17 protein-coding genes and 1 tRNA gene are annotated in these 14,131 nt (G+C 69.8%); 10 read left to right on the top strand and 8 right to left on the bottom strand.

What is annotated here, in order from left to right; translation table 11 throughout:
- Positions 1 to 43: 43 nt before the first annotated feature.
- The 6 genes from VHP37_24165 to VHP37_24140 form a co-directional block, all read right to left on the bottom strand.
- Positions 44 to 244 carry a hypothetical protein gene (locus VHP37_24165; GenBank protein HEX2829463.1) on the bottom strand — a complete coding sequence of 67 codons (201 nt, stop codon included), beginning with the start codon at positions 242 to 244 and terminating at the stop codon, positions 44 to 46.
- Between the two features lie 18 nt (positions 245 to 262).
- Positions 263 to 574, bottom strand: coding sequence for a BrnT family toxin (locus tag VHP37_24160; protein HEX2829462.1), 312 nt, complete (start codon positions 572 to 574; stop codon positions 263 to 265).
- Between the two features lie 118 nt (positions 575 to 692).
- Positions 693 to 1,895: a type II secretion system inner membrane protein GspF gene (gspF, locus tag VHP37_24155; protein ID HEX2829461.1), complete on the bottom strand. Its 1,203-nt coding sequence runs from the start codon at positions 1,893 to 1,895 to the stop codon at positions 693 to 695.
- Positions 1,896 to 1,900: 5 nt separating this feature from the next.
- Entirely contained in the window at positions 1,901 to 3,376 is a 1,476-nt protein-coding gene (gene gspE / locus VHP37_24150) for a type II secretion system ATPase GspE (protein HEX2829460.1), read from the bottom strand.
- 44 nt (positions 3,377 to 3,420) lie between these two features.
- Positions 3,421 to 5,463 (bottom strand): type II secretion system secretin GspD, encoded by a 2,043-nt coding sequence (gspD, locus tag VHP37_24145; protein ID HEX2829459.1) that lies wholly within the window; start codon positions 5,461 to 5,463, stop codon positions 3,421 to 3,423.
- Entirely contained in the window at positions 5,460 to 5,918 is a 459-nt protein-coding gene (locus VHP37_24140; GenBank protein HEX2829458.1) for a type II secretion system protein N, read from the bottom strand. The genes gspD and VHP37_24140 overlap by 4 nt, the downstream gene beginning before the upstream one ends.
- Positions 5,919 to 6,039: 121 nt before the next feature.
- Between VHP37_24140 and gspG the strand changes: the two genes are divergently transcribed.
- The 8 genes from gspG to gspN are packed head-to-tail and all read left to right on the top strand — an operon-like array spanning position 6,040 to position 11,094.
- Positions 6,040 to 6,471, top strand: coding sequence for a type II secretion system major pseudopilin GspG (gene gspG, locus VHP37_24135; GenBank protein ID HEX2829457.1), 432 nt, complete (start codon positions 6,040 to 6,042; stop codon positions 6,469 to 6,471).
- The gene (locus VHP37_24130) at positions 6,464 to 6,955 is read left to right on the top strand and encodes a prepilin-type N-terminal cleavage/methylation domain-containing protein (GenBank protein ID HEX2829456.1); all 492 of its coding nucleotides are present in this window, start codon (positions 6,464 to 6,466) and stop codon (positions 6,953 to 6,955) included. The genes gspG and VHP37_24130 overlap by 8 nt, the downstream gene beginning before the upstream one ends.
- Positions 6,942 to 7,325: a type II secretion system minor pseudopilin GspI gene (gene gspI, locus VHP37_24125; protein HEX2829455.1), complete on the top strand. Its 384-nt coding sequence runs from the start codon at positions 6,942 to 6,944 to the stop codon at positions 7,323 to 7,325. The genes VHP37_24130 and gspI overlap by 14 nt, the downstream gene beginning before the upstream one ends.
- Complete coding sequence (locus VHP37_24120) at positions 7,322 to 7,885, top strand: type II secretion system protein GspJ (GenBank protein HEX2829454.1); 564 nt, start codon at positions 7,322 to 7,324, stop codon at positions 7,883 to 7,885. Before gspI ends, VHP37_24120 begins: the two co-directional genes overlap by 4 nt.
- A complete protein-coding gene (gene gspK / locus VHP37_24115) occupies positions 7,882 to 8,718 on the top strand; it encodes a type II secretion system minor pseudopilin GspK (GenBank protein ID HEX2829453.1) in 837 nt (278 codons plus the stop codon). Before VHP37_24120 ends, gspK begins: the two co-directional genes overlap by 4 nt.
- Positions 8,715 to 9,893 carry a type II secretion system protein GspL gene (gene gspL, locus VHP37_24110; GenBank protein HEX2829452.1) on the top strand — a complete coding sequence of 393 codons (1,179 nt, stop codon included), beginning with the start codon at positions 8,715 to 8,717 and terminating at the stop codon, positions 9,891 to 9,893. Before gspK ends, gspL begins: the two co-directional genes overlap by 4 nt.
- Positions 9,890 to 10,372, top strand: coding sequence for a type II secretion system protein GspM (gspM, locus tag VHP37_24105; protein ID HEX2829451.1), 483 nt, complete (start codon positions 9,890 to 9,892; stop codon positions 10,370 to 10,372). Before gspL ends, gspM begins: the two co-directional genes overlap by 4 nt.
- Positions 10,369 to 11,094 (top strand): type II secretion system protein N, encoded by a 726-nt coding sequence (gene gspN / locus VHP37_24100; GenBank protein ID HEX2829450.1) that lies wholly within the window; start codon positions 10,369 to 10,371, stop codon positions 11,092 to 11,094. Before gspM ends, gspN begins: the two co-directional genes overlap by 4 nt.
- Here gspN and VHP37_24095 read toward each other — a convergent pair whose 3' ends face one another.
- A complete protein-coding gene (locus tag VHP37_24095; GenBank protein HEX2829449.1) occupies positions 11,095 to 11,763 on the bottom strand; it encodes a lytic transglycosylase domain-containing protein in 669 nt (222 codons plus the stop codon).
- Between the two features lie 67 nt (positions 11,764 to 11,830).
- On the opposite strand from VHP37_24095, the gene VHP37_24090 reads away from it, so the two are divergent.
- Positions 11,831 to 11,907 (top strand) — tRNA-Pro (locus tag VHP37_24090).
- A 59-nt stretch (positions 11,908 to 11,966) separates the two neighbouring features.
- On the top strand, positions 11,967 to 12,764 hold the full coding sequence (locus tag VHP37_24085) for an enoyl-CoA hydratase-related protein (protein HEX2829448.1): 798 nt from the start codon (positions 11,967 to 11,969) through the stop codon (positions 12,762 to 12,764).
- 2 nt (positions 12,765 to 12,766) lie between these two features.
- On the opposite strand, the gene VHP37_24080 is transcribed toward VHP37_24085, so the two are convergent.
- The gene (locus VHP37_24080; GenBank protein HEX2829447.1) at positions 12,767 to 14,116 is read right to left on the bottom strand and encodes an MmgE/PrpD family protein; all 1,350 of its coding nucleotides are present in this window, start codon (positions 14,114 to 14,116) and stop codon (positions 12,767 to 12,769) included.
- Between the last annotated feature and the right edge of the window lie 15 nt (positions 14,117 to 14,131).

Here is a 14,131-nt window from a genome sequence, read left to right as displayed (position 1 = left end):
GAACGCCGGCGCGATCCGGTGGCACCCGCCGGCATACGCGGTGCTACTTCGCGGACTCGATCAGCTCGATGTCTTTGCGTAGCAAGTCGTTGACGAGTTCGGAAAGCTCAACGCCTCGTTCGGCTGCGCGCCGAGCGAGGTAGCTCTGGACCTCGTCGTCGAGATAAACCGGGAGCGTGACCTTCACACCGTCGCGGTAGAACTTGCCGCGCACTCCCTGACTGAAATCGTATTCATCCTTCATCGGAATCACCTGTAGCCGCTACCGCGGCGAACTCTCGTAATTCTCGCGTTCGCGCTGCGTCGCCTCGCGCGCTGAGACGACGCGTACTGTTGCGCTTACTGCGCTCGTTTCCTCAAAGGTGTGGATCACAACGAGCAGTCTACCGTCTTCCGCTCGGCCTACGCTCGCCCAGCGTTCTTCCACTTCACTGTGTTCGCTGTCGAAAATAGTGAGCGCAAGCGGGTCGCGCAGGACGGTTGCGGCGATCTCGAAAGCGACTTGATGTTTGGCGACGTTCTCGGCTGCCTTAGTGGGATCCCATTCGAACGCATAAACGAAGGTCTCCGCCACGCTTCATGCCTCCTGCTTTCGGGTCTTCCTCCGGATCAGACCGCCCTCAACGACGAGACAGCGGCAATGAGCATGCCACGGATTGTGCGCAGCGTAGCATTGTTTAGCGATGGGATGCTCAGCGCACCAGCTGATTCATCTCCACGATCGGCATCAATATCGCCAGCACGATGACGAGCACGAGCGCACCCATGGTGAGGATCATCGCCGGCTCGAGCAGCGTGACGAAGACGGCGAGGCGGCGTTCCAGCGTCTGCGTCTCCAGCCGCGCGGCGTGCTCGAGCATGCGCGCGAGATCGCCGGTCGCTTCGCCGCTGGCGACGAGGTGGACGAGGAGCGGAGGGAAGACGTTCGCGGCGTGCAACGCGCGCGAGAACGTCGAGCCTTCGGCGATGCGTGTGGCTGCGTCGGCGATCGCGTCGCTCAGCATCGCGTTGGTGACGACCCGGCCGGCGGGACCGAGCGCCGCGAGCAGCGGCACGCCGCCGCGCACGAGGATCGCCAGAGTGGCCGCGAAGCGCGCGATGTTCGCCGCCCGCACCAGCGTGCCGATCGCGGGGGCCTTCAGCAGGAAGCCGTGCCAGCGTTTCCTGATCTCGTGCCGGCGCAGCGCCGTGCGCGCGCCGATGGCGCCGAGCGCCAGCGCCGCAGCGAGATACGGCCAGGTCACCTTCAGGAACTCGCTGACGCCGATCACGACGCGCGTGAGCACCGGCAGCGCCTGGTTCGACTGGTTGAAGACCTGCGCGACCTGCGGCACGACATAGACGAGCAGCCCTGAGACGATCGCGAACGCGACGATCGCGACCAGCGCCGGATAGAGCAGCGCGAGCGCGGTCTTGTGCTTCAGCGCCGCCGCCGCCTCCATGTAATCGGCGAGATGCTGGAGCACCGTGGGCAGCGCGCCGGACTGTTCCCCGGCGTGCACCAGCGCGCCATAGAAATCGGGAAAGGCTCTCGGAAAGGTCTTCAGGGCTCCCGCGAGGTCGCGGCCGGCCGAGACTTCGGCTTTCACGCCTGCGATCACCTCTCGCGCGGCCGGATCGGCGGTCTCGTCGAGCAGCGCGTCGAGCGCGTCCGCCACGGTCAGACCGGAATCGAGCAATGTGGCTAGCTGGCGCGTGAGCAGCGTGAGCTCGCCGGTCGCGACGCGGCGCCGTCCGCTGCGCTGCGCATCCGACGCGCCGACTGCGTCGACGGCGGAAGGGAGCAAACCCTGCGCACGCAACTGCGTTCGCGCGTGCCGCGCGGTGTCCGCCTGCAGCAAACCGCTGACGACGCGGCCGGTCGCGTCGACGGCTTCGTAGCGGTAGGCGGCCATCGCTGTTAAACGCGCGTGACGCGCAGCACTTCTTCGAGGCTCGTCACGCCCGCGGCGACCCAGCGCATGCCGTCTTCACGCAGGTCGCGCATGCCTTGCGCGGCCGCGTGGGCGCGCAGCGCGTGCTCGGGCGCGCGATCGTGGATCATCCGGCGCAAGCCGTCGTCGACCGCGACGAGCTCGTAGATGCCGGTGCGGCCGCGGTAGCCGGTGTGGAGGCAGGCGGGGCAGCCGGCGGGGGAATATCTTTGCATCACGTCAAAATGGATTCCCGCCTTCGCGGGAATGACGGACTGCGCCTTCGCGGGAATGACGGGCTGGGCCTTCGCGGGAATGACGTACTGCGCCTTCCCGGGAATGACGGACTCCGCGTTCGCGGGGATGACGGTGCGGCATTCGGGGCAGAGCTTGCGCACGAGGCGCTGCGCGCCGACGCCGATCAGGCTGGAGGCGAGCAGGAAAGGCTCGACGCCCATGTCGGCGAGCCGCGTGACCGCGCTGATCGCGTCGTTGGTGTGCAGCGTCGCGAGCACGAGGTGGCCGGTGAGGCTCGCCTGCACCGCGATCTCCGCGGTCTCCAGGTCTCGGATCTCGCCGATCATCACCACGTCCGGGTCCTGCCGCAGGATCGCGCGCAAGGCGCGCGCGAAGCTCATGTCGATGCGCGAATTGATCGAGGTCTGGCTGATGCCGTCGAGGTCGTACTCGATCGGGTCCTCGACGGTCATGATGTTGAGCGCACCGGCGTCGAGCCGCGACAGCGCGGCATACAGCGTCGTGGTCTTGCCCGAGCCGGTCGGGCCGGTCATGAGCACGATGCCGTGCGGCTGCCGCACCAGCTGGTCGATCAGCGACAGCGTCGCCTCGTCCATGCCGAGATGAGCGAGATCGAGGCGCGCCGCCTGCTTGTCGAGCAGCCGCAGCACCGCGCGCTCGCCGTGGCCGGTCGGGATCGTCGAGACCCGCACGTCGACCGGCTTGCCCGCGAGGCGCACCGTGATGCGGCCGTCCTGGGGCAGGCGTTTTTCCGCGATGTCGAGCTGCGCCATGATCTTCACGCGCGAGACCAGCGCGGCGTGCAGCGCGCGCGCAGGCTCGAAGAGGTCGCGCAGCGTGCCGTCGATGCGCAGCCTCACGACCGAGCGCGTCTCGTACGGCTCGATGTGGATGTCGGAAGCGCCGTCGCGCAGCGCCTGCATGAACAGAGCGTTGATGAGACGGATGACGGGCGCGTCGTCGTCGGCGTCGAGCAGGTCCTCGACCTCGGGGATGTCCTGAAGGAGCCGCGTGAAATCGGCATCGCGCGCGAGGTCGTCGGAGAACGCATTCGCCTCGCTGTAGAGCGCGGAAACGAGCGCATCGAACGCAGCAGTGCTGATGCGCTGCGCCCGGATCGGCACGCCGAGCGTGCGCCGCAGCTCGGCGATGCCCCCAGGGCGCGCATCCTCGCGCACCGCGACCTGAGCTCCGCGAGCGTCCATCGCGGTCACCGCGACGCCGTGCGCTTTCGCGAAGGCGAACGGAATCACTTTCCGAGCTCCGGCGTCACGCGCAAAGGGAGCGTGGGTGAGGGCGTCGCCGGCAGCGGGCTCGACGGCTGCGGCGCGACCTTGGTCTGCTCGCCGCTGATGTAGTCGTAGCGGTCTTCGGTGATCGGGCGTACGCGCGCGGTGTCGCGCACGACGGTCGGCCGCAGGAACACCATGAGGTTGGTCTTGCTGCGCGAGCGCGTGCGGTATCGGAAGAGCTCGCCGAGCCACGGGATGTCGCCGAGCACCGGCACCTTCTCGACGCCGTCGCTCACCGAGTCCTGGATGAGCCCGCCGATGACGATGATCTCGCCGTCGTCGAGCAACACGGTCGACTCGACCGCGCGCTTGTTGGTGATGATGCCGGCGGTGTTGGTTACGCTCTGGATGCTCGACACCTCCTGCATGATCTGCATGCGCACCGTGCCGCCTTCGGTGATCTGCGGCCGGATGCGCAGCGTGAGACCGACGTCGCGGCGCTCGATCGTCTGGAAAGGGGTCGGCGTCGTCGCCGCGCCGCTCACCGCATAGCTGCCGGTGATGAACGGCACGTTCTGGCCGACGACGATGCGGCCTTCCTCGTTGTCGAGCGTGAGCAGCGTCGGCGTCGACAGGATGTTGGCGTTGTTGTCGGCCTCGAGCGCGCGCACCAGCAGGCCGAGATTGAGCACCTCTCCGACGCCGGGAACGGTCACGCGGCCGCGCACGACCCCGATGTTCAGTCCGCTGCCCGCAGCGCCGGGATTGCGCGACACGTCGAGGATGTTCTGTCCGGGGCCGCCGAAGTTCGTCCCCCCGAAAGCGCGCGTCGACCCGTCGGGCGCGTTCGCGCCGCTCAGCGATTGCCACTGGATGCCGAACTCGGCGGCTTTCGCTGCGGTGATCTCCGCGACCAGCGCTTCGACGTACACCTGCGCGCGCCGCACGTCGAGCTTCTCGATGGCGGCGCGCAGATCGTTGTAGATCGCGTCGGGCGCGGTGACGATGATCGAATTGGTCGCGGGATCGGCGTGGATGATGGCGCCGGCGTTCGGCGCGGTGTTCGTCTGCGCCATCGGCGGCGGAGGCGGCGGCGGTGCGCCGGCAGGCGGAGGCGGGGTCGCGACGGTGCGCTGGGGCTGAGGCGCCGTTCCGCCCGAATAGACCGAGCGCAGCGTCTCCGCGAGCTTCACCGCGTCGGCGTTCTTCAGATAGATGACGTGGATGTTGCCGCCGGCGCTGGTCGGGCTGTCGAGCGTCGCGACCATCGTGCGCACGCGCGACAGCCGCGCCGGATCGGGCGATCGCACCAGCACGCTGTTCGATCGCATATCGGCGACGATCGAGAGGCGCTGCGTCGCGTCGGCGCCTTGCGCGGGCGCGCCTTCGGCGAGCACCCGATTGAGGGTGTTCGCGACGTCGGTCGCCGACGCGCGGCGCAGCGGGATGATCGCGAGGTCCGATCCGCTCGGCTGGTCGATCGCCTCGATGATCTTCTCGATGCGGCGCAGGTTCGACGCGTAATCGGTGACGATCAACGAGTTGGTGTTGGCGTACGACGCGATCGTGTTGTTGGGCGCGATCAGCGGGCGCAGCACCGGCAGGAGCTGCGCGGCGGACTCGTGCTGGAGCGTGAAGACGCGCGTCTGTATCTGGTCGCCGCCGCCGCGCGGCTTGTCCTGCGGGCCGAACGTCGGCGCGGGGTGGAGCTTCGCGTCGCTCTCCGGAACGATCCGGACGATGCCACGGTCCTCGACCGCCGCGATGCCCTGCACGCGCAGCGCGGAAAGGAAGACGTCGTAGACCGCCGAGCGCGGCACCGGCGAGGCGGAGACGATGTTGATCGTCCCTCGCACGCGCGGATCGACGACGAAGTTCTTGCCGGTGATGCCGCTCATCGCCTTGACCACGCTTTCGATGTCGGCGTTGGCGAAGTTGAGCGTGATGAGGTCGGGTCCCGGATCTTTCGCGACCACGCTCTCGGTGGCGATGCGCTGGGCGCCGGCGGGCATTGGCGCGAGCAGCGCAAGCGCGAGTGCGACGGCGCGGAACGCGCTCACGGATTGCGCGCCTGTGCAATCGGCGCCGCGCGGCCGGGCTTCGGCCATTCGAGCGTGCGTCGCGCGCCGTGCTCGTCGATGACGACGCGGTCGCCGTGCACTTCCGCGACTTTCACGCCGGGCGCGATCTCTTCGCCTTCGCGAACCACCGCGGTGCGCGCGTTATCGATGCGCAGCACTGCATGTCCAGTGCGTCCGCCGCTCGCCGCAGCGATGCCGACGAGCGTGTACGCGGAGCCGCCCGCCGCGGCGGGCCGCGCATCGCCGAACAGCGCGGCGGCGGTTTCGATGCGGGGCGCTTCGGAGACGACCGGGGTTGCGGGTTCCGCGGCCGGTGCAAACCATTGCCACGTCCAGTACGCAAGCACGAGCGCGAGCAGCGCGAGCGCGGCGAGGTTCGCCGCGTACACGGCGAGATTGACCGCAACGCGCTGGAGGGCTTCGGATTTTTGCATGGGTTCGATGCGGCTCGCCCGCGGTCTTGGCGCCGCGGTGCTCACCCGCATTATCACGGATGGCGTATTAGAATGAAATCGATTCTATTCGAGAGATCGCCGGCTCACGGTGACAGAGGACATGCCGGATGCCCGCCCGCGGCGCGGTTTCACTTTGCTCGAAGTCGTCGTCGTGGTCGCGATCCTCGGCCTGCTCGCGGCGCTCGTCGTACCCCAGGTGATGCGCCGTCCCGACGAAGCGCGCGTCACCGCCGCCAGGCAGGACGTCGCGACGCTCATGCAGGCGCTCAAGCTCTATCGCCTCGACAACGAGCGCTTCCCCACCACCGAGCAGGGGCTCGCCGCGCTCGCGACGAAGCCGCAGGCCACGCCGGTTCCGGCGAGCTGGAAGAAAGGCGGCTATATAGACCGCCTGCCGCGCGATCCGTGGGGCAACGCCTACCAGTATCTCAACCCCGGCGTGCACGGCGAGATCGACGTCTGGAGCCTCGGCGCCGACGGCAAGCCGGGCGGCGAGGGCGGTGACGCCGACATCGGCTCGTGGAATGGTTGAGGCGCGCGCGTTCACGTTGATCGAGCTGCTCGTCGCGATGGCGATCGTCGGCATCGTCGTCGCGCTCGTCGCGGTGTCGGCGCGGCCCGGCGAGCGCGCGGTGCTCGAGCTCGAAGCGACGCGGCTGGCGGCTTCGCTCGCGCTCGCCGCGCGGGAGGCGCGCTTGACCGGCGACACGATCGTGTGGCGCGGCAGCGCGTCGGCGTATGCGTTCGCGCGCCATGCCGAGGACCGTTACTCAGCGTCGCAGCGCGGGACGGACGAGCTCAAACCGCGCACGCTCCCCTCGGGCGTCGCGATCTCGGCGGTTTCGATCGGCGGCGTCAGACGAGACGGAGAGATGCGGATCGATTTCGCGGCTTCGACGCCGATCGAGCTGTTCGATGTCGAGATGCGCGCCGGCGATGCGCGCTATTCGGTCTCGAGCACCGCGATGGGCGACGTGAGAGCGATCCGCGCGGAGGCCTCCGGTGCGCCGCGCTGAAGCGGGATTCACGCTGATCGAGGTGCTGGTCGCGCTCGCGATCGTCGCGGTCGCGCTGCTCGCGGCGGCGCGCGCCGCGGGGCAGGGTGCGAACAGCGCCGAAGCATTGCGCGCGCGCACTCTCGCGGCGTGGATCGCCCAGGATGCGATCGCCGAGCATCGCGCGCGCGGCGACTGGCTGGCGCTGGGCGTGCGCAGCGGCAGCGTGAGACAGAGCGGCATCGATTTCGCGTGGCGCGAGGACGTGACGGCGACGCCCAACAGCGCTTTTCGGCGCGTCGATGTCTCGGTCTATCGCGCCGGCGACGAATCGGCCGCGCTCGCGAAGCTCACCGGTTTCGTCGTGCAGCCGCCGGGACCGCCCAGGTGAAAGCGCGCGGCTTTACGCTCGTCGAGCTGCTCACCGCGCTCGTCATCCTGTCGATCGTCGGCCTGATGTCGTACCGGGGTCTTGCGGCGGTGGTCGAGACGCGCGAGCGCGTCGAGAGCGAAACGCAGAAATGGCGCAGCCTCGCGCTCTTCTTCGAACGTTTCGAGCACGACCTCGCGCGCGCCGCACCGCGCAAGGTGCGCAGCGCCGCCGGCGACCGGCCGGCTTTCATCGGCTACGCCGACGGACGCGTCGAATTCAGCCGGCTCGCGGGCGGATCCGAAGCGCCGGCGCGCGTCGCCTACGTGCTCGACGCGGCGAACGAGGTCGAGCTGCTGCTGTGGCCCGCGGCCGATGCGTTCTCCGACGCGCAGCCGGGACGCTACGCCGCGCTGGCCGGCGTCAGGTCTTTCGAGCTCCAGTACCTCGGCAGGGACGGCGCGTGGCTCGCCGAATGGCCGTCCGCCCGCGACGATCCCGCACTGCCGCGAGCGGTGCGCGTGCGCGTGGTCCTGACGAGCGGCGAAGACGTGGTGCGCGTCTTCGCGGTGCAATCGTGAGCGTGCGCGAGCGCGGCGTCGCAGTGGTGCTCGCGATGGGCGCGGTCGCGCTGGCGGCGATCGCGGCGACGGCGATCCTCGTCACGCAGAGCGCGTGGGCGCGCGAGCGCGCGCTGATCGACGATCACGCGCAGGCGCGCGCGCTCGTCGACGGCGCGCTCGACTGGTCGCGCGCGGTGCTCGCGGACGATCGGCGCACCAGCATGGCCGATCATCTGAACGAAGCATGGGCGGTGAAGGCGCCCGCGATGAAAGTCGAGCGCGGCGAGATCGCGGGCTATCTCGAAGACCAGCAGGGGCTGTTCAACCTGAACAACCTCGCGCGCGAAGGCCGGATCGATCCGGTACAGCTCGCGCGCTATCGGCGGCTGTTGTCGGTGCTGCGCCTTCCCGACGCGCTGGCGGACGCGCTCGCGGCCCGGCTCCAAGCTCAGCTCATGGTGGAAGTCGAGGAGCTCGCGCTCGTGCGCGGCTACGACGAGTCGGTGCGCGCGGCGCTCGCGCCTTTCGTCACCGCGTTGCCGACCGCCACGGCGGTCAACGTCAACACGGCGCCCGCGGAAGTGCTCGCCGCGGTCGTGGAAAAGCTCGAGCTCTCCGATGCGCGTGTTCTGGTCGAGAAGCGCGAGCGCGTGTATTTCCGCGACGTCGCCGAGTTCTCGCGCGCGCTGCCGTCGGGTGCCGCGGCGCGCGCCGATGAGGTTGCGGTCGCGAGCGACTACTTTCGGGTGTCCATACGAGCGCGCATCGGCGACGCGGCCGCGCGGACGAGCGCGCTGCTCGCGCGGGACGGCGTGCGCTGGCCGGCGGTCGTCTGGAGAAAACCGTCGTGAGCACGCTGCGCGCACGCTGGGCGAGCCTCAACGAGCCGCTCTCGCTCGAGTGGGTAGCGTTCGACCGCGGCAATCCCGTCGCCGCCGGCGGCGGTGCGGACGAGCTGCCGCGCGGCGTGCGGCGCGCCGAGCTCGTGGTCGCCGCGGCCGACGTGCTCCTCGTGCGCACGCAGCTTCCGCAGTCGGCACGCGCGAGGACGCCCGCGGCATTGGCGTATGCCGCGGAAGAGCAGACCGTCGCCGACGCCGAAAGCCAGCGGGTGACGTGGCTCGGCCGCCGCGACGGCGCCGATGCGCTCGCGATCGTCGATCGCGCGCTGCTCGATCGCGCGGTCGCCACGCTGCGCGCTTCGGCGATCGCGCAGTGCGACGTCTATTGCGAGACGCTGCTCCTGCCGCGCGCGGAAGGGGAATGGAGCGTCGCGTGGGACGGCGCGGAGGGTTTCGTGCGCAGCGGCGAGCTGGAAGGCTTCGCGATGGACGAAGGCGATGCGATGACGCCGCCGCTGTCGCTGACGCTCGCGCTCGTAGAGACGCGCGCGCGCCCGCGATGCATCGCGGTGTACGGCACCGACGACGCAGCGCCTGACGTCGATGCATGGTCGCGCGAGCTCGGCGTCGAGGTGCGCTTGCGCGGTCCGTGGGATTGGCGCGATGCGGAGCTCGCGCGAGTCGCCCGCATCGCGTCGGAGTCGCGATCGTTCGCGTTGGCGTTCACGCGATTCAGGACCGCGGCGGCGTTTGCGGGTGCTGCGCTCGCCCTGCACGCCGTGGCGGTGACGATCGACTGGGCACGGCTCGCGCGCGAGGAGAGCGCGCTCGAGCGAAGCATGGAAGCGCGCTTTCGCGCGGTGTTTCCGGAGGCGGTCGCGGTCGTCGATCCCGCGCTCCAGATGCGCCGCAAGCTCGCCGAAGCGAGACACGCGGCGAACCAGAGCGATGCGGCGGACTTCCTGCCCGTGGCCACGCGTGTCGCGGAGGCGATGAAAGCGCTGCCCGCGGGCACTTTGCGCGAAGCTGCGTACGACAGCGGCCGGCTGCGCCTGCGTCTCGCGCCGATGGCGGACGGCGCGTTGCAGTCGCTCGTCGGCCGGTTGCGCGAAGCGGGACTGAGCGTGGACCTCGACGCGCGTAGCGCCGATGCCCCGGTCGTCGTCACGGTGAGCGGCGCATGAAAGCGCTCGCCGCAGCATGGCGCGCGCGCACGCCGTCGGAGCGCACGGTGCTCGCCGTGCTCGTCGCCGTCGCCGCGATCCTCCTCTACGTCGTCGCGTTCGGCGCGATCGACGCGCGCCGGCAGAAGCTCGGCGAGCGGGTGAACGCGCTGTCGGCGCAAGCGGCGGCGCTCGAACGTCACGCGGCGGAGATCGAGCGGCTGCGCGGGATCGCGCGCGCGGCGCCGGCCGGGGGCGACCTGCGCGCCGCGATCGAGACCGAAGCCCGCGCACGCGGCGTCGCGCGCAGCGTGACGCACCTCGACAACAAGAGCGCGAACGAGGTCGAAGCGGCGCTGCCGTCGGTCGCGTTCGGCGACTGGCTGGCGTGGGTCGCTGCGCTCCAGCGGCAGAACGTGCGCGTCGCGACCTGCCGCATCGAAGCGCTGTCCACACCGGGTGTCGTCAACGTCACCGCGACGTTCGTGCGAGGGCGATGAAGGCGCGCGCGTGGATCGGGGCGGGCGCGCTGCTCTACGCCGCGGCGCTCGTGATGCTCGCGCCGGCGATGCTGCTCGATGCGGTCGCGTCGCGTGTAGCCGACGGCCGCGTGCGGCTGACCGCAGCGCAAGGCACGCTGTGGTCGGGACGCGCGCAGATCGCGTTGCGCGACGGGGCGACCGCCGTCCGCGCGGGCGCGATCGCATGGCGGCTTCGCGGCGTCACCGCGTCGCAGGGCCTTGCGTTCGAGGTGACGGGGGGCGCGCGGCCTTTCGTGACACACGTCTCGCTGTCGCGCATCGAATTGACCGAAGCCGCGCTGTCGCTGCCGGCGCGTGCGCTCGCGGTCGTCGTGCCGAGGCTCGCGCCCATCGAGCCGACCGGCGAGGTGCTGCTGCGCGTGTCGCGTCTCGCGCTCACGTCCGACGGGACGAGCGCTGAGGCGACCGTCGAATGGAGCGACGCGGGCTCGGCGCTGACCCGGGTGACGCCGCTCGGCGCCTACCGCATGCACGTAATGCAGACGGGAGCCGCGCTCGAAGCCACACTGCGCACCGTGCGCGGTCCGCTGGAGCTCGAAGGCCGCGGCGGGTGGAGGCCCGGCGGCAAGCCCGCGTTCGCGGCCATCGCGCGCGTCACGGCCCACGAGCGCGAGCTCAGGCCGCTGCTGGGATTGATCGGAGTGCCGCGAGGCGATGGCAGCTTCGAGCTGAAGCTCTGATTACTTCGGCGGCTGCGCGTCGGGTGCGATCGCCGACAGCACGCGGTAGGTATCGAGCACGCGCGGCACGTAGCCGCGAGTCTCGCGATACGGCGGGATGCGCCGGCCGTGTCTGAGCACCGCGTTCTCGCCCGCGTTGTAGGCGGCGAGGGCGAGCCTCACGTCCCCTTCGAAGACCCGCATGAGGTACGAGAGATACAGCGTGCCGGCGGTGATGTTGGCGCTCGGCTGGAGCAGGTTGTCCACGCCGAAGCGCCGGCCGGTGCCGGGGATCACCTGCATGAGGCCGAGCGCGCCTGCCTTCGAGACCGCCCGCGCGTTGTAAGCCGATTCGACGCGGATCACCGCGTGCACCAGCACCGGATCGATCCCGGCCTCACGGGCGGCTTTCAGGATCTCCTTGTGATAGGGGCGTGCGGCGAGCGCTGCGGTCGCGGCGGCATTGGGCGCGCCCCATGCGCGCGGATACGTGGGTTCGGCCGGCGGTGCAGTGCCGGGTCGCGCACGATGCCAGCTTTCGACGAGAAGGGCTTCACGGGCGAGATAGCCGCGGGCGGCGGGACTGCGTCGCGTGTCGGCGAGCGCATCATTCGGCGCTGCGTCGTTCGCCGCCGCGCCGAACGAGGCGAGGCACAGGACTGCGGCAAGAACGACGCGGGCCGGGCGCATCGGCGAATCGTAGCATCGACGCGCGCCGCAGGGCGCGGCCTCGGTCCTCTGCTATAATTCGGGTCCTCGGGGCGTAGCGCAGCCTGGTAGCGTACCTGCATGGGGTGCAGGTGGTCGGAGGTTCAAATCCTCTCGCCCCGACCAGATATCATCGGAACGGCCGGCATCTCATGCCGGCCGTTGTCTTTTTTGGAGTCGACCTCATGAGCGAAACGCCCGGCGCCTCGACCGACGTCCGCTACGATATCGCCGACCACATCGCCCGCATCACCATCGACCGGCCCGAGCGCCGCAATGCGATCGGCGTCGGGGTGCGGCGCGGGCTCATCGAGGCATTCACAGACGCAGCGGTGAATCCCGACGTGTGGGTGGTGATCCTGACCGGCACCGGCGACCAGGCGTTCTGCGCCGGCGGTGATCTCAAGGAGAACGACGCGCGCACGCGCGCGGGGACGCGTTTTCCGGTGCCGATGACCGGTCCCGAGCGCAACGTCTACGAGACGATCCTCGAGACTTACAAGCCGACGATCGCGGCGTTGAACGGGCTTGCGTACGGCGGCGGGCTCGAGCTTGCGCTGGCATGCGACATCCGCATCGCCGCCGATCACGTGAAGCTCTGTCTCCCCGAAGCGAAGCGCGGCATGGGCGCCAACTTCGCGTCGGTGCTGCTGCCGCGGCTCATCCCGCGCGCGCTCGCGTTTCAGATGCTCTACACCGCCGAGCCGATCACCGCGCAGCAGGCGCACGCATGGGGCTTGCTCAACACGGTCGTGCCGGGAGACAAGCTCGCGGAGACGGTCGATGCGTTCGCGCGCAAGCTGGCGAAGAACGCGCCGGTCACGCTGCGCCGCTACAAGCAGATGGTGGTCAAAGGCGCCGACCTGCCGGTGTTCGCGGCGCTGCGGCTCGATCCGGGGATGAATCCCTATCTCAGCGAAGACCGCGCCGAAGGCGTGCGCGCGTTCGTGGAGAAGCGCGACCCGCAGTGGCGCGGGCGCTGAGGCTAGTCGCCGGCCAGCGCGCGGACCAGCACCCGCGCGTCGTCGAGATCGTCCAGCTTCTCCACGAGGCCGATCAGCTTCTCCATCCTGTCTTCCGGCAGCGCGCGCGACATGCAGTCGCGCACTTTGACGAGGTGCGCCTCGCGGTCGATCGGATTGCGCGAGGAGCCGCGGAAAGCGTCGCAGCGCTCGGTCACCACCTTGCCGCCCTTGAGACCGGCGCTCGCCTGCACCCACGTCGTCAGCGACGAGATGGCGATATCGGGATTGGGCTTCAGGCGAATCTTGTTCAGCGCGTCCTCGAGGTCTGCCGAGAACCGCACCTTGTCGGTGAACGCATCGATGCCCACGCGATCCTGCGTGAGCGCGACAGCGGCGCAATACTCGATGCTGAACTTGCCCGCGAGCCCGGTGGCGACTCGCGGATTCGATACCTGCGCGCGCTTGGCCGGCACTTCCAGCTCGAGCCATTCCACGTCTTCGGCGCGTAGCGCGTTCTTCTCACGCAGGAGCACCACCGCTTCGGTCACCCACTGCATGCCGATCTGCGCGGGATAGCGCTTGATGTTGAAACCGTGCTGCTGGAGGTTCCACGTCTCGCCCAGACCTCCGAGCAACGCGTCCCACTCGAAGTCGTCGCCGAACAGGACCTCGACGTAGCCGCGGCCGGTCTCGAAGATCGAATCGTTGGCCGTGAAACCTTCCGCCGCGAGCAGCGCCGCTTCGACGCCCATGCGTCCCGAATTGCCGGGCGTCGTCGACTTGGTCATCGTCCCGTTGTTCGCATACAGACCTCCCGTGCGCCCGCCGGCGATGCCGAGCGCCACGCGCACTTTGTCCTCGGGCAAAGCGAGGAGCTTCGCGCAGCCCGCGGCGGATGCGGGCGGACCGTAGATGCCGGGCGGATGGAAAGGGCGCGACTCGGCATTGCGCGCCGCCATCGCGATGCGCTGCTGCACTTCCCACGCGATGGCGAACGCGGTGAGCACATCGCGCCCCGATGCGCCGTTCACCTCCGCGAGCGCGAGGATGCCGGGCAACAGCGTGGAAGTGCCGTGCGTCGACGGAATGCCCTGCGGCTCGTAGTCGAGCACGTGCATCGACGCGCCGTTGGCGAGCGCCGCGAGCGGCGGGTTGGTGCGAAACGACGCGCCCACGACGGTGCAGTCGGGACGCCCGCCGAGGCGCTCGACGAAGCCGCGGACTTTGGTCGGTGCGGCCTGTCCCGATCCCGCGAGCACGTTGGCGAGCCCGTCGAGGATGATCGTGCGCGTGGCGTCGAGCACCGGGCGCGGAATCTTGTCGTAGGTCGTGCGCGCGATGAACTGCGCGATCTGCTGCGTGGCGTTCACTTCATGGTCTCGTCG

The organism is Burkholderiales bacterium, from assembly GCA_036262035.1.
In the GTDB taxonomy this organism is placed as follows: Bacteria; Pseudomonadota; Gammaproteobacteria; order Burkholderiales; family SG8-41; genus JAQGMV01.
This window is presented reverse-complemented; position numbering and strand designations above follow the sequence as displayed.

Excerpts from the sequence above, each read along its gene's own strand:
- VHP37_24130 (HEX2829456.1), top strand. The coding sequence starts at position 6,464 with ATGGTTGAGGCGCGCGCGTTCACGTTGATCGAGCTGCTCGTCGCGATG.
- VHP37_24085 (HEX2829448.1), top strand. The coding sequence starts at position 11,967 with ATGAGCGAAACGCCCGGCGCCTCGACCGACGTCCGCTACGATATCGCC.
- VHP37_24140 (HEX2829458.1), bottom strand. The coding sequence starts at position 5,918 with ATGCAAAAATCCGAAGCCCTCCAGCGCGTTGCGGTCAATCTCGCCGTG.
- gspM (HEX2829451.1), top strand. The coding sequence starts at position 9,890 with ATGAAAGCGCTCGCCGCAGCATGGCGCGCGCGCACGCCGTCGGAGCGC.
- gspN (HEX2829450.1), top strand. The coding sequence starts at position 10,369 with ATGAAGGCGCGCGCGTGGATCGGGGCGGGCGCGCTGCTCTACGCCGCG.
- gspF (HEX2829461.1), bottom strand. The coding sequence starts at position 1,895 with ATGGCCGCCTACCGCTACGAAGCCGTCGACGCGACCGGCCGCGTCGTC.
- gspG (HEX2829457.1), top strand. The coding sequence starts at position 6,040 with ATGCCGGATGCCCGCCCGCGGCGCGGTTTCACTTTGCTCGAAGTCGTC.
- VHP37_24095 (HEX2829449.1), bottom strand. The coding sequence starts at position 11,763 with ATGCGCCCGGCCCGCGTCGTTCTTGCCGCAGTCCTGTGCCTCGCCTCG.
- VHP37_24165 (HEX2829463.1), bottom strand. The coding sequence starts at position 244 with ATGAAGGATGAATACGATTTCAGTCAGGGAGTGCGCGGCAAGTTCTAC.
- gspE (HEX2829460.1), bottom strand. The coding sequence starts at position 3,376 with ATGGACGCTCGCGGAGCTCAGGTCGCGGTGCGCGAGGATGCGCGCCCT.